Raw genomic sequence first — 20,907 nt, 5'->3', positions numbered from 1 at the left:
ACGCGATCCTGCTGCGGTGACCCCTGCCGACGTCCGCCGTCACCTCGTCGAAGCCCTCGAAGCCGATCTCGTCGGCCCCTTCGTGCCCGACAGCCACGCGCAGGGCGGCCAGGAGATCCTGCCGATCCCGCCGTCGCGCTGGTACCTGACCGGCTTCCTCGCGCCGCAAGGCGGCCGCGTCCCCGATCCGGAGGATCGCGACTCCACCGACACCGGATTCGCCGCCGGCAGCGAGAGTCAGGCCGAGGACGCCGGCACCGAGGAGCCGGAGCCCAAGCGGCCGGTCCGCTTCCCCGCCTCGATGGGGCTGTCCGTGTTCCTGCCCCCGGGCAAGGACGACACGATCCACATCGATGTCTGGTACGCGGACTACGACAAGATCGAGGTCGCGCTCGACCACACCGACAAGAAAGTCCCCGGCTGGAAGCGGGTGCCGTACGGTCCGGTCCGCGTCGCGGTACCGCTCGACCCGAGCGTCCTCCAGCAGAAGGACGGGATCCCCGTCCCCGGCTCGCGCAACCTCATCCTGAAAGGCGAGCTCCGCACGACGGCCATGGACGGCCTCGATCCCGGCACGCGCGTGCTGAGCCTGTTCCTGGTCAACGACCGCACCGCCGAGGAGCAGGACCGCGACAAGCAGTTCGCCTTCCAGGTGCGGATGGAGCTCACCTACGAGCGCGGCTTCGTCTCCCGCCCGAACCGGCGCGGCGAGGAAGGCGACGAGGATCAGCGCGCGCTCGCGCTCGCCTTCCGCGACCACAGGGAGTGGGCCGTCGGCCACAACACGAGCGTCGAGCGCCCGGTGGAGAAGAACGGCAAGGTCCTCCGCCTCCGCACGACGCAGCTCCCCTGCTTCGAGGTGCCGCGCGTCGGTCACCGGAAGATCGATGACGCCGCGCTGGGCATGATGGACCTCGGCAAGCTCGACGCCAAGGGCATCGCGAACGCGCTCTCGCCCCTCATCGATGCTTACGGCGCATGGATTGACAAGCAGCGTTACACACCGCTCGATCGGCTCGAGGGCACGCGCGATGAGCTGATGAACAAGGCGGCGCGGGCCAAGGAACGCATCGCCGCGGGCATCGCCCTGCTGGGCGAGAAAGACGAGGTGCTGAAGGCCTTCAAGTACATGAACCAGGCGATGCACGTCGCGGCGATGCAAGCGGACAGAACCCGCGAGGATCGCCGCTACACCGGCGGCAGGCAGCCGGAGTGGCGCCCGTTCCAGCTCGCCTTTATCCTATTGAACCTGCCGTCGGTCGTGGACGCGAGCCACCCCGAGCGGAAGCTCGCGGAGCTCATCTACTTTCCTACCGGCGGCGGCAAGACCGAGGCCTACCTGGGCCTCATCGCATTCGTGCTCCTGCTCCGACGCCTCCGCGGGCGAGGGACGCCGCACGAGGGGCGCGGGGTCGCGGTCCTGCTCCGGTACACGCTGCGGCTCCTGACGCTGGACCAGCTCGGGCGCGCGGCCACCTTGATATGCGCACTGGAAGAGCTCCGGCGCCGGTACCCCAAGGAGCTCGGCAACGCCCGGTTCACCGTTGGCCTCTGGGTCGGCGCGAGCGCCAGCGCCAACCGGCTGAAGGACGTGCACGAGGCGCTCTCCGACTACACGCCGGGCAGGACCGACTCCCCCTTCCCGCTCACGACCTGCCCGTGGTGCGGCGAAGCCATCAAGATCCAGAACATCAAGCTCGTCGACGCCGAGGGGAAGCCGACTAAGAAGAGCTTCGCGCGCGCCGCCGTCTACTGCGACGACGCGAAGTGCCTTTACACCGAGGCGAGGACGCCCGGCCTCGGCCTCCCGGTACTGTTCGTCGACGAGCAGATCTACCAGGAGGTCCCCAGCTTCCTCGTCGCCACCGTCGACAAGTTCGCGATGATGCCCTGGCTCGGCGACGCCGGCATGCTGTTCGGCCGAGCCACGCACCTCGACGCGCAGCGGGCCTACGGCGTGATGCACGATCCCAGGCCCGGCGCCAAGCCGCTCCCCGAGGGGCTCCCGCCCCCCGAGCTCATCGTGCAGGACGAGCTGCACCTGATCAGCGGCCCGCTCGGCACGATGGTGGGCCTCTACGAGGCCGCGGTCGACTACCTCTGCGAGCACCCCATCGGCGGCGCGCCCCGGCCGCCGAAGGTGGTCTGCTCGACGGCGACGGTCCGGCGCGCGCGCGAGCAGATCAAGGCGCTCTTCGGGCGCACGATGGTCCTCTTCCCGCCCCGCGGCATCGCCGAAGGCGACACCTTCTTCTCCGAGGTCGAGCGCGACGAGCCCGGCCGGCTGTACGTGGGCGTCGGCGCTCCCGGCCGCGCGCTCCGCGCGGTCTCGGTGCGCTCCTACGCGGCGCTGCTCGCCGCCTCGCGGAAGCACTTCGATCCAAAGGGCGAGCCGAAGCAGCCGGCCGACCCGTACATGACGCTCATCGGGTACTTCAACAGCCTGCGCGAGCTCGGCGGCATGCGGCGCCTCGTCGAGGACGAGGTGCGCAACCGCGTCGACAACATCGAGGAGGAGAAGCGACCGTTGCTCTTCCTCGGGCCGCACCCGTGGGCCAGGAACCGCAACCTTGAGATGCCCGCCGAGCTCACGTCCCGGGAGCGGACGGAGAACGTCAAGGAGACGAAGCAGCGCCTCAACGCCCGGCGCACCTCGACCTCCCCCGAGCCGCTCGACGTGGTGCTCGCCTCCAACATGATCTCGGTCGGCCTGGACGTCGACCGCCTGGGCCTGATGGTCGTAACGGGCCAGCCGAAGACGACAAGCGAGTACATCCAGGCGACGAGCCGCGTCGGGCGAACCTACCCGGGCCTGGTCGTCACCTGCCTGAACGTCATGCGGCCGCGCGATCGCTCGCATTACGAGCGCTTCGTCGCGTACCACGAGAGCCTGTACCGCGAGGTCGAGGCGACGAGCGTCACACCGTTCAGCGGCCAGGCGCTGGATCGAGGCCTCGTGGGCAGCCTCCTGTCGATGATCCGGCACGGCGTCGCCCGGATGGAGCCCCCGACGGGCGTGATGAGCATCCACGAGCAGCGGCCCGCGGCCGAGGCCATGGTCGCCTGGATGGTCGCGCGGGCCAGCCATCACCGTCACTTCCCCGAGAAGCAGTCCGAGGACCGGATCGCCGAGCTGGTGCGCGCGCGCGGCCGGAGCTTCCTCGACGCGTGGGAGCGCGTCGTCGACAAGGCGCGCACGGGCGCGGCGAGGCGCGTCTACAGCAAGAACGACCGCGCCGGCCAGGAGGGCCTCCACCTCCTGTTCACGGCGAGCGACGATCCGCCCGACGACCACGACGCGCGGTACTTCCAGGTCCCGACGTCCATGCGCGACGTCGAGCCGAGCGTGCATGTCTGGCTGCGGTTCAAGCAGCTCGACGAGAGGGGCTGATGAACGATCCGAAGAAGAGGAAGGACGCCCGCAGGGCATTGCGTTCGGACGGTCAGCTCCGGCAGAGCCAGCTCGTCAGCACGTTCGGCCCCGGCGCGATGGTCGACCTTGTCGATCGCGCGGTCGTCATCGGCGGCCTGGAGCACTGGAGCTATGGCGCCAAGGGGTATGTCGCGCTGGACGACCCTCGGCTCCGGCGCTCGCTCATCCCCCGCCTGAAGGCGCTCGATCCGGACCTCGATCTGGCGCGCGAGGGCTATTTCCGCATGGCCCCCGAGGGCGACGCGCGCAACCACCATCCGAGCGTCGGCGTCCGCGCGCTCGAGTTTCCCCGGTGGTTCGTCTGCCAGAAGTGCCGCCGCCTGGCGCGGGCGTCGGAGCAGTTCGAGAACAAGAACGGTCGTTATCGCCACGAGTGCGCGAAAAACAAGTGGTCGAGCGTCGTGCCGGTCCGCTTCGTCGCCGCGTGCAAGCGCGGGCACCTGTCGGATTTCCCGTGGATCCCGTTCGCGCACCTGGGCCGAGAGGGCGTGTGCGACCGGCCGGAGCTCTACCTGGAGGAGAGGGCGATCGGCGATATCGCGCGCATCCTCGTGCACTGCAAGAATTGCGACGCAACGACGCCCATGAGCAAGGCGACGGTGCTGCCCTACAACTGCAACGGGGATCGCCCCTGGCTCGGCGGGCGCGCGGCGAGCGAGCCGTGCGACCAGCGCAGCGAGCTGCTCGTCCGCACGGCGTCGCACGCGTACTTCGGGCAGGTCGTGAGCGCGCTGCGCCTCCCGGACCCGGAGCCCGACCCGCTGCGCCAGCGGCTGCGAGACAAGGACGTCTGGAAGGCCGTCCAGAAGGTCAAGACGGCGGAGCAGCTCTCGATGATCGCCGGGCTCATGGAGCACGTCGCGAGCGCGATAGGCGACGCTCCGGCGGAGAAGGTGCTCGCGGCGATCCGCGCCGAGAACGAGGCCACGACCGCGACATCGGAGCGCCCCTTGCGCAGCGCGGAGTACGACCGGCTGGTCCACGCACCGACCGAGCAGCCTGGAGCGGTCCCTGACCGGGGTGTCCAGTTCGCGGCGTACCGGGTGCCGAAGCCGCGCATCGAGCTGCCGCCGGGTGTTGGTGGCCTCGTCGTCGTCCCCGAGCTCCGCGAGGTGCGCGTGCAGGTGAGCTTCAGCCGGTTCGACTCGATCGGCGCCAACCTGCAGGGGGAGTACGAGTTCGCGGGGCGCAAGGTAAAGCCGACCGTGCTCACGCTCCCCACGGGAAACGAGAAGTGGCTCCCGGCCGCCGAGGTCCGCGGCGAGGGCGTCTTCGTGGAGCTGGACGAGAAGGCGCTCTCCGACTGGGAGAAGCGTGACGCCGTGAAAGAGCGCACCAAGCAGCTCGAGCGAGCCTTTGGCTTGGACAAGAGGGGCGAGTTTCCGGGCATCCGGTTCTTCCTGCTGCACTCGCTCTCGCACCTCTTGCTCACCGCGGTGAGCCTCGAGTGCGGCTATGCCGCCAGCGCCATCCGGGAGCGCATCTATTGCGGCCAGGCCGAGGTCGATGGGCCCAACATGGCCGCCGTGATGCTCACGACGGGCACGACCGGCAGCGAGGGCACCCTGGGCGGGCTCGTCGAGGAGGGGCGGAGGATCCAGCATCACCTGCGCGAGGCGTGGGATCTCGGGCGGCTCTGCTCGAACGACCCCGTCTGCGCGGCGCACGACCCGAGCTCCGAGTCGAGCGATCGCCGCACGGAGGGCGCCGCGTGTCACGGTTGCCTCTACATCGCCGAGTGCTCCTGCGAGTGGTTCAACCGGTTCCTCGACCGCGCGCTCGTCGTGCCCACTATCGGCAACGACCCCGAGCTGGCCTTCTTCCGGGAGCGTCCATGAGCGGCGCCGCCGGCTCCCGGCCCACGTTGAAGCACGTCGGCACCGGGGTGCTCGCGGCGCTCCGGGAGGCGATCGCGTCGGGGCTCTTGCGGACCCCGGTGGACCGGGCGTCGCTGGTCGGCCTGGGCATCCGGCATCAGGTCGAGACGATCGAGCACGCGCTCGCCGGCCACAAGGTGGCCGCGTGCCTTGCGATCCTCGACGTCGCGCTCGCCGAGCGCGAGACCCGCCGACCGGCGCCGGAGCTCGTGTGGACGGGCCCTGACGTGCCCGTCGGGACCGCCCGAGACACGGCGGTCGTGCTGCGGTCGCTGTTCGAGGGCGCGCAGGAGAGCGTTCTCCTCGCCGGCTACAGCTTCGATCACGCCGAGGATGTGCTGGCGCCGCTGTACAGCGCGATGCGGAGCCGCCGGGTCGACGCCCGGTTCTTCATCGACATTCCGCAGATCGAGCGCCGCGCCTCCGCGGATGCGCACCTCACGCGGTACTTCAGCAAATTCCTCGCCGAGAGCTGGCCGTTCGGCGAGCCTCGCCCGCGCCTCTACTACGACAAGCGTGCGCTCGCGCCCGGCCCGCCGTACTGCAGCCTGCACGCGAAGTGCGTCGTCGTGGACAGCGCGAAGGCCTTCGTGTCCAGCGCGAACTTCACGCAGCGAGGCCAGGAGAGAAACATCGAGGTCGGCGTCCTCATCGAGGACCCTCGCTTCGCGAGCTACCTGGCTGGGCAGTGGCTCGGCTTGATCGACGCGCGCATCGTGGGCGAATACACAAAGCATAAGCTCGACCAGCCCTAGCGCAGCGCTGCCGGAGTCGATGGCATGAAGGATCGCGACGTCGCCAGCCAGCCGCGTGCTCCCGTCGGCTCCAGCTCAAGGCCCGAGCACGTCGAGGAGGCGACCGAGGTCCGGACAACGGCTCAGCACCTCGGCGCGTCGCGCGGCGTCTGGTTTGATCCGCAGGCTCGTCCTCGTAGGCGATGACGATCGATCTCACGACACGGACGTCCCGTCTTGAGGAGGCGACTCCAGCATGCCTCGGGCGCGCAGCTCCGACAGCGAATATTCCTTGAGCCAGGCGTCGAGCAGCTCGCCGTCGAGCGTCTCCACGGTGACGCCGGCGTCGCTCGAAAAGCGCGTGATGCCGAGCGACGCGGCGGGGTCCTCCAGGTGATCGAGCAGGCGGTCGGCGTGCGTGGCCACCAGGATCGGGGTCTTCTCCGCGCGCGACTCCATCACCTTCACGAGCCGCCGCATCGCCCTGGGGTGGAGGCTCCGCTCCGGCTCATCGAACGCGATCAGCGCGGGGCTGTCCGGCGCGTGCAGCGCGGCGAGCATCGCCAGGTAGACGCGCATGCCTTCGCTCATGTCGTCGAGGTAGAGGGTCGCCCCCGAGCGCTTGTCGCGCCACGTCAGGGTGATCACGCCTCGGCCGGGCCCGGGAGGGAATCGCATCTCGTCGCACCAGGGAAAGACGGCCTGCAGGTCGGCGAGCAGCGCGCTCCACGTGTCAGCGTATTCCTGCGAGAGGGTGTGAAGCGCGTTGAGGAGGTCGCGCCCAGACCGCTTGATGCGGCGCGTCCGCTCGACGGGCCGAGCGCCGATGGGCTCGTGCGCGCCCTCAACGCCGTCGGGGGCGGCGCCGAGGGCGAACGACGGATAGAAGGCGATGCTTTGCAGTGCCTCCTTGACGTGCATCGGCGTCGGGTAACGCACCTCGTCCGAGATGGCCGCGAGGCTGGAGTTCGTGAGCATCGCGCTGTCCGACTCCACCGGGGCCACGATATCGTTCTTCTTTGTCTGGACATTGGCCGCCCAGGACGCGGCGCCGCCCTTCAGCGCGATGAACGGACGCTGGTCGAAGCCGTTCTTGTAAACCCGGACCTCCTCGTCGAGGACGGTAGGGCTCGCCCTGACGCTCCCGAAGCGGATCATGTATTCGACCGGCGCCCTCTCCCGCTGAAAGACGGGCGAGCGCTCCGAGAAGCGGGTAAGCAGCTCGATCTCGGTGCTCGTCCCGGCCCACGCGACAGCGGCCCATCCGCCCCGATCGAGGATCGCCCGCCCGGCCCGCCCGCCCGCGGCTGCGCAGATCATCGCGACTCCATCCAGGATGGAGCTCTTGCCGCTGGCGTTCTCGCCGATGAGCACCAGCGGTTTGCCTGGAGGCAGCGAGATCTCCACGTCCTTGAGCGCGCGGAAGCCTTGGATGCGGATCTTCTCGAGCATGGCGGCGCTCGCCGTCTATCGCGCGGATGCGGTTCGTCGTCCAGATCTCACGCACGCCGAAGCCACGGGGACGGGCCCAGGACTCCCACGCGCTGCGCAGCGGCCGATCGCTCGGAGCGCCGCCGACGATCCGTTCGCCGCGTTCGACGAGGCGCCGAGCGCCTCGCAGGGCCGGGCACAAGCGACAAACGTGTGGACGCTGACTACACCGCCAGCCACCGCACCGTCCCCGCGACGTCGAGCAGAAAGCTCTCGACGACCTCCAACGCGAATCTCTCGGGGAGGCAGTCCTGGAACTTCGATAGCCGGTAGCCCGGCAACCTGGCGAGCACGGCCTGGCGCAGGTCGGGTGCGTCCCAGAAGGCCGATGACGACATCCTGCCGATCGTCCTACGAACGCTCTCGTGACCGATCCCGTCACCCTCGATGCGAAGCTGGAAGTTGTCGGCGACGACCTTCCAACCTTCCGCGACCTCGAACCCGTACTTGAGCGTGTGATTCACACGGCCGCCCGCGAAGGTCCACCAGCGGGCGACGCTGCCGTCGATCTGCACGGCGTGGCCCGCTCGCCGGAGCAGATCGCCCAGATCTCCTCGCTTCTCCTATCACCGATGGCGCGGCGTTCGTTGCCTGCTCGACGCGCGCGAGGAACTCCTCACGGTTGTACGGCACGAAGTCGCCGCTGTTCCAGTAGCTCTCGAAGACGGCGGCGACCTTGGCGATGACATCCGGGTTGCGGGCGCCGGACACGCGAACGTTCCACTCGAGCCCGCTCGTCTGCGCGGTGTGCGTCAGGTTGGAGGAGCCGATATAGGCGGTCGAGAAGCCCGACGCGCGATGAAACAGCCACGCCTTCGCGTGCAGGCGAGTCGTCCCCGTGTCGTACGACACGCACACGTCGGCGCCGATCTTGCGGAGCGCCTCGAGCGCCGTCGCTTCGGTCGATCCCGTGTACGTAGTCGTCAGCACCCGCAGCGCGCGGCCCGCCTCACAGTGCACGCGGAGCGCCTCGAGCAGCGGGGCGATGCCGCTCCGGCGGACGAACGCCATGACGACGTCGATGCGGTCCGCCGAGCGAACCTCGGTCAGGAGCTGGTGGCCCCCCTCGGCTCGCCAGGCGCGTTGGTGAGCAGCGCCGTGTCGAGGAGCGGGATGAGCGGCTCGGGGATCGTCTCCTGGCTGCCGCCCGGCTGGCGCCCGACAATGGCGTGGAGCACCGTCGCCGGCTCGACGGGCGCCTCGGGTTGGAGCTCCGCGCCGGCGATCTCCTGGTCGATCTGCTCGACGAGCCTCCGCGCCAGGCGCCATGCAGCATCTGCATCGCCAGCTGCGACTTGGTCTGGAACGCGACATCCTCCGGAACGTGAGCGTCCTGCCTCCGCGCCGGATCGCTGCACCACGCTTCTGGCAAGTAAAGACGACGATCCAGAATCACATGTCCACGTGGGCTCGTGTAGCTGAGGAACACACCGATCTGGCAGTTCTCGATCTTGCCTGCCGTCCCGCCGTATTGCCGCTGCACGCCGACAGACTTCGTGCCTTTCTTGAGGAAGCCCGTTTCATCCAGTACGCCGATGCCCTGCGGATCGCCGAACTGCTCGATCGTGAAGTCCAGCAGGAGATCGCGCGCCGCATCCGCGCTCCAGTCCGCACTGTACAGCAGCCGCTGCACGCGATCGGGCGTGCGGTCCCCGATGGCCTCGGCCAACTGCCAACCGTTCCGCCTCGCCGCCGGCCCCATCAGCGAGCGCACGTACTTGATCGCCTGCTTGCGCGGCTCGCTGCGCGCGAACAGCGCCGCGAATCGCGCGTGAAATGCCTCAAAATCTGCTGCCAGCGCGTCCCACGCGGCCGCTGCTGGCAGCTCGCTCGCCCCCGGATCCATGCGCGGACCCTGGGTCTAACCTGATCGATGTCGAGGTGCGGCTGTAGTACTAGCGCTTCCTACCCGCCACCGCGGAGATCAAGCTGGCCGATATGGGGCTCGACGCGTCCGCTGATGCCGGGCCTCCACCTGCTCGCGCAGGCCGGGGAGCCGACGACGACGCTCTGAACCTTGAGGTTGCCTCTTCCTCCCCGATAGCGCCGGGGTCAAGATGCCGATCGGGATGGTCGCGGTCAGGGTGACCACCGCTGCCTGAACTGGTCGCCGAGGGCCCCGTAATGCCGGACACGACGAACGACCCACCCCTCTCCCTCGAACGCTTCGGCGAGGTGTCGGCCTACCTGATTCATTTCAAGGGCGTCGATCAGGCGGTGGTCCTCGACCGGCTCGCCGTGCGCCCCGAGGACCTGCTCTCCGCCCGGAAGAAGTGGACGGACGTCCTCAGCCGCGACGTGGAGCGCGAGGAGACGTCGCTCGCGCTCGTCATGGCAAAGGCGTACCGGCGGACGAAGGAGCGCCTCGACGCAGAGCGCCCCGACCTCGCGTCCATCGGGCAGTGGTCCCGTCATCTTGAGCTGCACGACGACGAAACGTCGAAGAAGGACGACACGTCAACCTCCGCACAGGCTCCCCCTGTCGCCTCGACGAGCACAGCCTCCAGCGAGGGCTCGCTCACCGTGCCGGACCCTGGTCCACCTCCAGCGGTACGCGCGGACGAGCCGCGCTTTGCCATGGGCTCCGGTACGCCGGGGCCCCTGTCGCCCGCGGTCGAGGAGCGCGCGACGGGGGCGCCCCGTTCTGTCGGGCCGGTCGATCTCGACGGCACGTTGCCCGTGAACGTGACGTCTCCCTTCGCGCAGGCCCTCCCCGCCGTCTGGACGAACGCAGCCCGGCCCGCTCCTTCGAGAGCCCACGAGGGCCGCATGGAGACCGCCTTGCCGTTCAGGAGCCCTGGCACAAGCGCGCTGCCCCCCACGCCCCCGGGCTCCCCACCGCCGGACGGCGCGCCTGCTGCGCCCTCCGCGCCGCACGCCCCCATGGCCCTGACCCTCAAGCAGTACGCTTCGCTGTGCGTCGACTGCGAGCTCGATCCCGCGGGCCGCGCCGCCATCGCCCGGCGCTATGGGCTGACGCCCGAGCAGCATGCTCACCTCGACGTCCAGTTTCGCTGGCTGTTCGCTGCCCAGCCCGCACAGCTCGACGCCTTCCGGCAGGCGTGCTCCGTCTACCGGGCCTGGTGCGAGCAGAACGCCCGCCGCCGCTGAGGTCAGGGCGTGAGGCGCTCTCCGTGCTCGTCGATCACGAGCACCTTCCCCGCGATGTCTTCCTCTGCGAGCCGGATGATCGCAGAGACCACGCGCGCTGTCGCGATTTGGCCCGGAAAGCTGCCAGGCGCGACGGCGTTGGCGCGCACCCCGAACACCGAGAACTCCTCCGCCATGTGGCACGTGAGGTAGTTCAAGGCGGCCTTGGACGCGCTGTACATGCTCTGGTTGCACCCCTTGAAGATCTGGAGCCCAGAGATGCTCGACACGTTCACCACGCTCCGCGACCGGGCGAGGTTCTCGTCCCGGCGGTCGCGCCAGAATCGCTCGGCCACGAGCGCGGCGAGGCGGATGGGGACCATCACGTTCATCTCGAGCTGCGATCGCAGCCGGTCCTTCTGCCGCTCCGCGTCGAGCAGCGGGCCCAAGAACGTCACGTCCGCCGCGGCGTTGACGAGCACGTCGACACGCCCGAAATGGGCGAGCGCGAGATCCACGACCCGGCTCGGGCCGTCCTCGTGCGAGAGATCCTGCTGGATCGCGAAGACAGGGTGATCGTTCTCCGGCACCCGCAGAGAGGGGTCGAGCGGGTCGCGCAGCCACTCGAGCTGCGAGGGCGTGTCGGGGTGCCTCGCGCGATAGACCGCAGCGATATCGAAGCGGGCCGCCAGCCCGCGGCAGAACGCGGAGCCGAGCACCCCGCCGGCGCCGGTGAGGAGGCAGACCGGCTTCATCGGCTCCGCCATGGCTCGATGCTCCGCGCGCCGTGGCGCGCTTCGGCCTGCGCCCGGGGGACGTGCAGCCAGAGGATGACGCTGTTCCGCGGGCTCCGGCGGTTGCTCAGGAACGCGTGGCAGGAGAAAGGGGTGCAGGCGAAGCAGAGGAGCGAGTTGTTGAGAGGAGGCACCACCGCCGCGGGGCGCGACACCGGGCTGTGGAGGCTGGAGTAGAGGCCCGTCTCCCCACCGTCGCCCGGGGACCAGGGGTCGTTGGCCAGATAGAAGAGCAGCGCCGCCGCCCGGACCGTCTCGCGCGGGACGAGCGACGACGAGTCGAGCGGATCCGCGGGCCCATGCTGGTAGTTGCAGAGCGCGGAATCCGAGAGGTTCACCCCGTCGGCCTTCGGTTGATCGACGAACCACCCCGGGTTGAGATCGTTGTGGACCCAACCGTCTCCGCTGCCCACGGGGTGATGATGGAGCGCAGCGTCGACGTCGCCCGTGGCCTCGATGCCCCAGAGGCCCGCGATCATGTCGTGCCAGCCTCGTGAAACGAAGAGCGCGAGCGCCCCCGTCGTCTCCCGTGTCAGCGCCTTCACGTGGGCGCCGTAACCGGGGACGGTCCTCGCGAAGCGGTGGGTAGGGGGAGACGTGGTGGCCGCCTCGCCGAGACCGCGGCTGAGCTCGCTGCGGAACGCCTCCTCCACGTCGCGGTAAACGTCCGGTGCGAGCACGCCCTCCCCGACGATATGGGGGAAGGGGCGCGCTCGCTGCCAGAGCCGGCGTCCGCTGAGGATGGTCTCGCGGTGCATGGCCAAGCGCCGACGATACAACAGGGTGCGCGCCGCGTCGACCTGGCGGTGCGGGACCGCTCGTATACGATCGGACCCATGCGCAGGGCTGTGAAGGACATCGCCGGCTTCCTCGAGCGCGCCGAGATCCTCGATCCGGACACGGCGGTCCGGGGCTACATCGGCGATCAGCAAGTCACGGTCGTGCTGACGCAGAAGGAGCACGGGGACCTGGACCTCAGGTCGACCGAGGCGACTGTCCCCGTCGAGGATGGGATCCTCATCAACTTCTCTATCCGGCCGCTCACGTCCCAAGACCGGCGGGAGATCCAGCGCGGGCTCATGGTGACGCACCGGACCGGCGACGCATCGTTCGACGACGCCTTCGTGGTGGAAGGCGCGCCGGAGCGGCTGATCCGCGAGATCGTCGACGACGAGGAGGTCCGGCGTGACCTCCTGGCGCTCAAGCCTGACAACGTGCTCACCACCCCGACCGCCTGGATGGTCCACCTGTACCACTGGGTCGAGGATCCCGCCGAGGCCGCCATCATGGTGCGGCTGGCGGCGCGGATCGGCGCGCTCACCTCGGAGATCGCCCGGCGCCAGCGGGCCGACGTGGGCCGCCTGGACACCTCCGGCTTCCGCGGCGCGCTCCCGCTGGGGACGCGAGAGCGGGACGAGGAGGAGCTCCAGCAGTTCAGGCTCCGGATGGCGAAGCGACATGCGCACCGCAGGCGCGCCGCAATCCGCCTGGCGGCGATCATCCTCGCTTCCCTCCTCGCGGGTGGCATCGCGTTGGCTTGGTTCGCCCGTTAGCCCGCTTCAGTCGAGGTCCTGGACCTTGGTCGCGTAGAGCGGCTTCGTGCGCACGCGCGTGACGATAGCCTGATCGAACTGGACCCGCTCGTGCGCGTGCGTCAGCGCCATGTCGGCCTGGTAGAGGTTCGCGCCGCGGACGTCGGCGCCGGAGAGGTCCGCCTTCGAGAGCATGGCCTCGAAGAGATCGGCCCCGACCAGGTTCGCCCGGGTGAGGTTGGCGCGGATGAACCGCGACTGTCGCGCCGAGAGGTGGTAGAGGCGGGCGTCCTCCAGGTTGCAATCGCTGAAATCGGCCAGCGGCGCGCGCGCGCCGCTGAAGTCGCAGCCGACAAGGCTCGTGCCCCGGAGACAGGCCTCCTCCAGCACGGCATCGCGGAAGTCGCAGCCGCGGAGATCGGTGCCCTCCACCACCCGCAAACTCCTGGCGTGGCTCTTCGCGAATACCGCCTCGGAGGCGCGGCAGCCGAAGAGGGTGACGCCGGCGAGCTCGGCGCCGGTGAAGTCGACCCGGTCGAGCCCGCACTTCATGAACACCGCGTCGAGGAGGAACGCCTCGCGGAAGCTGGTCCCGGCGAGATCGAGGCCGTCGAGCATCAGCCCCTCGCCCCGGACGCCGCGGAACGAGCACGCGTCGATCGTAGCCTCGATCAGGACCACGTGCTCCAGGTTCGCCCCGTCGAAGCTCACACGCGCGAGCCGAGTGGCGATGAGCTGGGCTTCCTTGAGCTGGCAGCCGGCGAGGCTCGTCCGGGAGCACTCCGCCTTGGAGAGGTTCGCCCCCTTTAGGTTGGCCCCGTCGAGGCGCGTATCCACGAGGACCGCGCGCACCAGCACCGCGCGCTCCAGGTTGGCCCCGGAGAGGTTGGCCCCCGTGAGGTTGCAGCGCTCCATGAGCGCCTCGCGGAGGTCGGCCCCCGGGAGATCGATGCCGGCGAGATCCGCGCCGGTGAGATCCCGGCCGGCCAGGCTCTCCCCGCGGGCGTGCGCAGCGCGGAGCTCCTCCCACAGGCGGCGGCTCTCCGCGGGGCTACGCAGATCGGGCTCGGAGCGATCCTGGGCGTTCATCCGGTACGCTTCGAGCCGGCCACGGTCCTGTTCCCGGATCCTCTCCACGAACGCTGGATCGGCCAGGTACCCGTCAATCTCGCTGGCGTCGAAGCCGGCGGTGCGGCTGTCCTCCGCCAGCTTGCGCATCCTGGCGAGGTCGTTCTCGGCGGTCGGCTCGGGCGGCCCCCCCTTGAACGGCCCGCGCCACTCCTTCTTGATCTCCTTGAAGTCGATACCGTAATCCGCGCAGATCTGCTCGAGCGTCGCCTCCATCTCCAGCTGGGCCTCCTCGGCCTGCCTCTGCTTCTCGCGGAGATCCTTCTCGATCTGCTCGACCCGCTCCAAAAGCTCCTCGATCGGGCCATCGGTGTCGATGGGGGGGGTCGGGACGGGCCCGTGCTGGTCCGGATCGAGCCCGTACGCGACGAGCAGGGCGCGCGCGGCCTCCACGTGCCGCTCACCCTTCTTCATCATGTTCTTGTAGGTGATGTTCTCCTGCGCCACGAGATCCTCCACCTCGTCGCGCGGCGAGGGCGGCCGCTTCATGCCGCCCCGCAGATCGGACATGAGCGGCCGGTCGTCGAGCGAGGCGATGGCGCCGTGCTCCTTGCTGAGCCGCCGCTCGAGGACGCGGGCGTAGTGCTCCGCCGGCTTGGGCCGGCCCAGATCCTCGCACGCCATGTAGAGCAGCGACACGTCGGCGGCGTCGTCCTCGCGGATGGGCGCGCTGCCGTGGAAGACGAGGACACCGTGCGCGGCTTCCGGGAAGAGCCAGAGCGTGTCGAGCGACATGGGGACGTCGGCGTCGACCTCGTCGCCGCTCCGCCGCTTCCGCCGCATCATGCAGCGGAGCTGGACCTCCGGGAGCTTGAACTTGAGCTCCGGTTTCTCGGGGTGGAGGTTCCTGAGCACCAGCTCCTCGTCGCCGCGGAAGAAGCCCTGGATCTGCTGATCAGGAGGGGCGACGTTGAAGAAGCTCCAGTCGAGGTTTCTCGCGAGCCCCGGGTAGTAATTGTCGAGCCACTCCTTGTCGTACGTGCCCGCCTTCTGCATGCGCTGCGGCCACGTGATGTCGTAGGGATCGAAGCCGACCGGGTCGGGCGTCTGCGACATCGACGTGATGAGCCTCTTGGGGTTCTCGATGTTGGGCAGCGGCGTACCTTCCTTGGGCCGGTACCCCTTCCCCACGGGGTTCGGCTTGAACTCCTCGCCGCCGAACGCATCTTCCCACCGGATGCTCTTGGCCACGAAGGGCTCGGGCTCGGTGGGGACGCCTCGCTTCCAGACCCGATCGCCCACGACAGCGATCTCCTTGAGGAGCCTCCCGTCGAGCTCCAACGCCGCGCGCACCACGTGCTGCGGTTTGCCCTGCGGCGCATGGGCGGTGGCGCGTATCAGGATCTCGCCGTTGCGCTTGGGCATGGAGGCGTCGAGCGGCGTCTCCTTGAGGATCTTGCCGACGAGGAGCCACAACGCCGACTCGGTCAAGGGATACCGGGGCTCGGCGAACGGAAACAGGATGAGCCCCGTCACGCCGAGCTTGTAACGATTGTTGTAGTCGAAGGGTCGGGAGAGGATGCCGATCTGGTTGGGCTTTACGACACGCACGTCGTCACCTTGTCTGGAGGCGCATCGAGCGCTGGGGACTTCATCAGGGACCAGGACCAGGGCCGCCGGGACCGGGGCCGGGACCACCGGGGCCAGGACCAGGGCCGCCTGGACCGGGGCCGGGACCACCGGGGCCGGGACCACCAGGTCCAGGTCCTGGACCGGGACCGCCGGGGCCGGGACCCGGACCACCGGGGCCAGGGCCGGGACCGCCAGGGCCAGGGCCGGGACCGCCGGGACCAGGACCCGGACCGCCGGGGCCAGGGCCGGGACCGCCGGGGCCAGGGCCGGGACCAGGGCCGGGACCGCCGGGGCCAGGGCCGGGTCCGCCGGGGCCAGGGCCGGGACCGCCAGGGCCAGGGCCGGGACCGCCGGGACCAGGACCAGGACCCGGACCGCCGGGACCAGGACCCGGACCGCCGGGGCCAGGGCCGGGACCGCCAGGGCCAGGGCCGGGACCGCCGGGACCAGGACCCGGACCGCCGGGGCCAGGGCCGGGACCGCCGGGACCAGGACCCGGACCGCCGGGACCAGGACCCGGACCGCCGGGACCAGGACCCGGCGCACCGGGGCCGGGGCCGGGACCACCCGGACCAGGACCCGGACCGCCGGGACCAGGGCCGGGACCACCGCCGGGGCCGGGACCACCACCCACCTGCGTCTGCCCGGACTGCTTGGCCTTCAGCGCGGTCCGACGCGCGAAGAGCACCCCGTAAAGCTTCTCGTCGGCGTCGGCGTTTCGTGCATCGAAGACCTTGCCATCGATCTTCACGCCATAGACGGCGGCGTGCACGGCCACGCCCCGGATCCAGTTGATCGTGAGGGCTTGCGACATCACGCCGATGCCGACCTTGCAGAGGTAAGCCCACCCGTTCTGCCCGCCGATGCCCTCCCACCAATCGTCCACGGTCATCTGACCGCCCGTCGCGATCAGCTTCACGCCGCCGAGGCCCGTCACGGTCCCTGACGCGGGGGTCACCATCGTGATCCCCGCCGACGCGCTCTTCGTATAGGTCGCGGGGGTGGAGACGTTGATGGCGCCGGAGACGCTCTGGACCAGCGAGCCGCCGATCTTCTCCGTCGTGCCGCCCGAAATGGTCTGGGTGCGGCCGCCGTTGATCGTCTCGGTCAGGCCGGTGTTCACGGTGCGCGTCTCGCCGCCGGAGATCGTCTGCTCGAGGCCGCCGTCGATGCTCTGCGTCGAGCCGGCCGAGATGGTCTGTTTCATCCCCGAGTTGATCGTCTCGGTGAACGACCCGAAGACGTGGGTAGCCTGGTTCGAGCTGTATGTCTCGGTCAGGTCGCCCGTGACGTCCTCGTTCTGGGTGCCGTCCACGGAGAGGTCCCGCTTGCCGCCGGCGTTGTGCAGCCCGTCTCCGCCGGTGGAGAGCACGATGTTGTGATCGCCGAGCCCCTTGTGGGCGCCGAGGTGGAGGAACGTGCTCTCGGGCGGCGTCGAGACGTCGATATACTGCTCGCCCTCGCGATCCTCGATCTCGATCCGGCTCAGGCTGCCGGTCTGCACGACGTTCCGCGTACGGTTTCGCGAGGTGACCGTGCTCGGGGTCGTCAGCGCGGGCGCGGCGCCCACGATGTAGGGCCGGTCGGGGTCGCCGTGGACGAAGGCCACGAGCACCTCGGTGCCCTTCCGGAGGGGGAAGTGGTACCCTTCGGGCGCGCCGCCGTGGGGCTGCGCCATCCGCAGCCAGGCCGACGCCTTCCCGGCCGGGTTCTTGGCCTCGTCGAACAGGAGGCGCACGCGGTAGCGCCCCTCGGCGTCGATCTGCGCGTAAGGGCTCTCGGCTCCCCCGTCCACCACAGCGCTCTCGACCCCGCGCATCGCCGGCCACGGCGTGCGCCGCTCGGGCCTGTACTGCACGTCGCGGGGCTGCGTCTCCACGGTGACGTGGTAGCCGTCGTCATCGACCGAGAGGCCCAGATAGCGGGACAGCGCGGGATCGGCCCCGTGCTCCCTGCCCACGTGGACGATCCGGCAGATCTGGTACTTCTGGTTGAGGTCGTCGCGCGGATGATCCACGAGATCGAAGCAGAGCCCCGCGTGGAGCCCGCCCACCCGGCCGCGCCCGTGGAAGCGGACCTGGGCCGTGCGCTGCGCCTCCGCGCGTACGGAGGCGAGGCGGTCGGCCTCTTCCTGATCGTACAGGTTGTCCTCGAACCGGACGAGCCGCTCGAACCCGACGGCGACGTTCGACTGCATAGCGCGGATGCCGAGCGCCGGCTTGAGGTAGTCGTAGTCGCCGAGCTCGACGTCCGCGGTCACGCCGGCGTGCACGCGGCGCCACGTGATCATGCGCTCGCCGGCCGAGACGTCATCGAACCCGCTCGGGTAATAGCGGACTCTCCCCGCGGGCGCGTCCTCGTGCCGGTGGGATTCGTCGCAGATGACGAGCTTGTCGCCCCCGTCCTCCTGCAGGAAATAGTAATAGATGCCCTCCCGCTCCATCCAGCGGTGCAAGAAGTCGAGATCGCTCTCCTGGTACTGGCAGACGTGCTTCCGCGGGGCGTAGGCCGCGCCGAGCCGAAGCTCGTACGACGAGATCTCGTTCTCCCGGAGGATGGCCTCGATGATGTCGGGCACCGACTTGTCGACGAAGACACGGCTGTGGTGCCCGAAGGAGAGCGCGTGGAGCTTCGGGGCCAGGGTGAGGCGGTAGACCCGGTGGTCATCGCGGGCGAGCAGCAGTGCGACCTCGAACAGGAGTCCATGGAGCACACCGTCGCCGTACATGAGCTTGCCGGGCTCGCCCAGGGCTCCGTCGAGGTCGGAGGGCTCGACCGTCTGCTCCGGAGCAGGCTCGACCATCACGCGGAGGCTGTAGGGGCGGCCGAGCTCCTCCTCGCACGAGAACCAGAGGACGCGATACGGCCCGCCCGGGAGGGCGTCACAGACGAAGTGGAACTCGGTTTTCATGGTCCCATCCCCTCCATCGCCTCAGAGGAAGGTCACGAACCCGAGCACGAAGGTGGCCCCAAAGACCGTGCCGATCTTCGCCCCCGACTTCAACTGGACGCCGTTGTTCTGGAGCACGAGCCCTGCGCCCTCGTACTTCCTCCACACCCTGTCGAGCCGCGCGCCGGTGGCGGCGGCCGCGATGGCGGCGATGTTGATGTTGATGACGTTCGGCCGGAACAGGATGTTGTAGGTCTTGGTGTCCGCGCTCGCGACCGCGAAGAAGGAGCTGTCGATGTTCGTCTGGCCTCCGGGGGCGTTCATGAGCCAGGAGTTCGCCAGCATGTTCATGGGTCCGTCCGTCTTCAGGGTGAAGCCGCCGTCGGCCTTCACCGTGTACATCCCGCCGCTCGTGACCACGGCGCCGCCGGTGATGGTCTGGGACTGAGCCCCGTTGATCGACTCGGTCGTCCCGCCGTTGATGGTCTGCGTGCGCCCGCCGTTGATGGTCTCGGTGACGCCGCCGGACGCTGTGCGCTTCTCTCCCCCCTGGATTGACTGCTTGAGCCCGCCGGTGATGGTCTGGTTCAGCCCGGCGTGGATGGTCTGCGTGGCGCCGGCATCGATGGTCTCCTGGAACGCGGCGGAGACGTGGGTGGACTGGTTTGCGTGGTACGCCTCGGTCAGCTTCCCCTTCACGTCCTCGTTCTGATCACCGCCGATGGTGATGTCGCGGTTGCCCCCTGTGTGGATCAGGCCGTCGCCGCTCGTGGAGAGCACGACGTTGTGGTCGCCGAGGCCCGCGTGCGCGCCGAGGTGGAGGAACGTCTCCTCGGGAGGGGTCGAGACGTCGATGTACTGCTGCCCGTCGCGATCCTCGATCTCGAGGCGGCTTTTGCCGCCGGTCTCGACGACGTTCTGGGTGTTGTTGGCGCGCGTCACGGGGGAGGGCGTGAGCCTGTTGGGGACGGCGCCGGCGATCACCGGGCGATCCGGATCGCCGCCGATGAAGGTCACGAGCACCTCCGTCCCCTTGCGGAGAGGCAGGTGCCAACCCTCCTGTTTGCCCCCGTGCGGCTGGATCATCCGGATGCGCGTCGAGGCCTTGCCCGCGGGCGACGCGTTCTCGTCCATCATCAGCTTGACGAGGTAGCGGCCGTGCTCGTCGATCTGCGCATAGCGGTCGCTGCCCGGCCCGTCGACCATGCCGAGCTCGAGGCCGGCCCGCGGCCAAGGGGTGATACGCGGCAGGCGGAACTGCACGTCCGATTCGATCGCCTCGACCTCGATCCGGAGAGCTTCCCCCTCGAGCGCCGCCGTCTCTTCCGGCTGGAAGAAGGAGATCAGCCGACCATCCCGGTCGCCGATCTGACCGAGGCGCCGGAGGCGCACCGCGAGGTACGCTCGATTGAGCGCGAAGGTCGGGTGACGGTCGATCTCGAACGTGAAGCCCGCGTGGAGGAGCAGCACCCGGCCCGCGCCCAGGTAGCGCCGGCGCCGGCTCTTCTCCAGCTCGGCGCGCAGACCGGCGACGCGGGCGGCCCCGCCCTGATCCAGCTCGTTCGGCGCCCACCTCCGGACCTTCGCCGAGAGCCCCGGCGCGACGGGCTCGGAGGCGCCGATCGTCGCGTCGGGCGTGAGGTAGTTGTAGTCGGCCTCCCCCACCTCGGCGGGCAGCGCCCGCTGCGAGGCGCAGAAGAAGCCGAGGTGCCGCCTCGCCGAGACGTCGGCCCCGATCGTCGGATGGTAGGGGATCGGGTGATCGCTGCTCGGCTCGTGGTCCGCGGCCGAGTCGCAGAACGTGAGCTTGCTCCCCTGGTGCTTGTGATCGAAGAAGTAGTAGATCCCCTCGCGCTCCAGCCATCGCTGGATGAAATCGAGATCGCTCTCCTGGTACTGGCAGACGTGCTCACGCTTCGGGTACGACTTGCGGAGCTTGAGCGCGTATGTGCTCGCCGCGATGCCCGCCTTCTCCAGCACCTCCCCGAGGATGTCCGGGAAGGCCTTGTCGATGAAGACGCGGTTGTGGGCCGAGCGCCGCAGGAACCACAGCGCGGGGACGAGGCGGAGCCGGAAGACGGGGCTCGGGGCGTCCTCGAGCAGTTCGACCTCCGCGATCTGCCCGGCGATCTCCGTCACGCCGGCGTCCGCGACGCCCTCCGTCCCGTCCGATCCGAGCGCGAGCGTGCAGGGCTCGCCGAGCAGGCCCTCCGGGCTCAGGTCGAGGCTGTCGTCGGCCTCCAGGTGGAAGCAGACGTCGTACTCGAAGCAGCGCCCGAGTTCCTCGTCGCCGCGCAGCGCGAGCACGCGGGGTTGGCCGGGGATGGCGTCACAGGAGAGGGTAAAGAGATCCATTCACAGCCTCC

At 69.6% G+C, this 20,907-nt stretch carries 12 protein-coding genes and 2 pseudogenes; 5 read left to right on the top strand and 9 right to left on the bottom strand.

Translation table 11 applies throughout. The features are described from left to right. Positions 1 to 16 precede the first annotated feature (16 nt). From drmA to drmC, 3 genes are read left to right on the top strand one after another with little or no spacing between them, the layout of a single operon-like run. Positions 17 to 3,391, top strand: a complete 3,375-nt coding sequence (gene drmA / locus WMF19_RS18855; RefSeq protein ID WP_437900360.1) for a DISARM system helicase DrmA — start codon at positions 17 to 19, stop codon at positions 3,389 to 3,391. Further along, on the top strand, positions 3,391 to 5,271 hold the full coding sequence (drmB, locus tag WMF19_RS18850) for a DrmB family protein (RefSeq protein WP_437900359.1): 1,881 nt from the start codon (positions 3,391 to 3,393) through the stop codon (positions 5,269 to 5,271). The genes drmA and drmB overlap by 1 nt, the downstream gene beginning before the upstream one ends. After that, positions 5,268 to 6,065 (top strand): DISARM system phospholipase D-like protein DrmC, encoded by a 798-nt coding sequence (drmC, locus tag WMF19_RS18845; RefSeq protein ID WP_437900358.1) that lies wholly within the window; start codon positions 5,268 to 5,270, stop codon positions 6,063 to 6,065. Before drmB ends, drmC begins: the two co-directional genes overlap by 4 nt. Before the next feature lie 195 nt (positions 6,066 to 6,260). Here drmC and WMF19_RS18840 read toward each other — a convergent pair whose 3' ends face one another. The 4 genes and pseudogenes from WMF19_RS18840 to WMF19_RS18825 form a co-directional block, all read right to left on the bottom strand. After that, positions 6,261 to 7,496, bottom strand: coding sequence for an AAA family ATPase (locus WMF19_RS18840; protein WP_437900357.1), 1,236 nt, complete (start codon positions 7,494 to 7,496; stop codon positions 6,261 to 6,263). Between the two features lie 203 nt (positions 7,497 to 7,699). Then, positions 7,700 to 7,873 carry a hypothetical protein gene (locus WMF19_RS18835; RefSeq protein WP_437900356.1) on the bottom strand — a complete coding sequence of 58 codons (174 nt, stop codon included), beginning with the start codon at positions 7,871 to 7,873 and terminating at the stop codon, positions 7,700 to 7,702. A 229-nt stretch (positions 7,874 to 8,102) separates the two neighbouring features. After that, positions 8,103 to 8,800: pseudogene (locus WMF19_RS18830) on the bottom strand (phospholipase D-like domain-containing protein); the annotation flags it as partial. Positions 8,801 to 8,844: 44 nt separating this feature from the next. Continuing rightward, positions 8,845 to 9,381: pseudogene (locus tag WMF19_RS18825) on the bottom strand (IS701 family transposase); the annotation flags it as partial. Between the two features lie 278 nt (positions 9,382 to 9,659). On the opposite strand from WMF19_RS18825, the gene WMF19_RS18820 reads away from it, so the two are divergent. Further along, positions 9,660 to 10,646, top strand: coding sequence for a hypothetical protein (locus WMF19_RS18820; protein ID WP_437900355.1), 987 nt, complete (start codon positions 9,660 to 9,662; stop codon positions 10,644 to 10,646). Positions 10,647 to 10,648: 2 nt separating this feature from the next. Here the strand turns inward: WMF19_RS18820 and WMF19_RS18815 are convergent, their stop codons facing one another. After that, a complete protein-coding gene (locus WMF19_RS18815) occupies positions 10,649 to 11,392 on the bottom strand; it encodes an SDR family NAD(P)-dependent oxidoreductase (RefSeq protein ID WP_437900354.1) in 744 nt (247 codons plus the stop codon). Beyond that, positions 11,377 to 12,177, bottom strand: coding sequence for a 2OG-Fe(II) oxygenase (locus WMF19_RS18810; protein ID WP_437900353.1), 801 nt, complete (start codon positions 12,175 to 12,177; stop codon positions 11,377 to 11,379). Before WMF19_RS18810 ends, WMF19_RS18815 begins: the two co-directional genes overlap by 16 nt. Positions 12,178 to 12,255: 78 nt before the next feature. Between WMF19_RS18810 and WMF19_RS18805 the strand changes: the two genes are divergently transcribed. Beyond that, a complete protein-coding gene (locus WMF19_RS18805) occupies positions 12,256 to 12,972 on the top strand; it encodes a hypothetical protein (protein WP_437900352.1) in 717 nt (238 codons plus the stop codon). A gap of 6 nt (positions 12,973 to 12,978) precedes the next feature. Here WMF19_RS18805 and WMF19_RS18800 read toward each other — a convergent pair whose 3' ends face one another. The 3 genes from WMF19_RS18800 to WMF19_RS18790 are packed head-to-tail and all read right to left on the bottom strand — an operon-like array spanning position 12,979 to position 20,896. Beyond that, positions 12,979 to 15,630 (bottom strand): DUF2169 family type VI secretion system accessory protein, encoded by a 2,652-nt coding sequence (locus WMF19_RS18800; protein ID WP_437900351.1) that lies wholly within the window; start codon positions 15,628 to 15,630, stop codon positions 12,979 to 12,981. A gap of 43 nt (positions 15,631 to 15,673) precedes the next feature. Continuing rightward, positions 15,674 to 18,562 (bottom strand): type VI secretion system Vgr family protein, encoded by a 2,889-nt coding sequence (locus WMF19_RS18795; protein ID WP_437900350.1) that lies wholly within the window; start codon positions 18,560 to 18,562, stop codon positions 15,674 to 15,676. A 21-nt stretch (positions 18,563 to 18,583) separates the two neighbouring features. Further along, complete coding sequence (locus tag WMF19_RS18790) at positions 18,584 to 20,896, bottom strand: type VI secretion system Vgr family protein (RefSeq protein WP_437900349.1); 2,313 nt, start codon at positions 20,894 to 20,896, stop codon at positions 18,584 to 18,586. Between the last annotated feature and the right edge of the window lie 11 nt (positions 20,897 to 20,907).

The organism is Sorangium sp. So ce124, assembly GCF_051525235.1.
GTDB classification, from domain to species: domain Bacteria; phylum Myxococcota_A; class Polyangia; order Polyangiales; family Polyangiaceae; genus Sorangium; species Sorangium atrum.
Note: the sequence above shows the minus strand (reverse complement) of the source record. Positions and strands in the feature narration are given on the sequence as shown.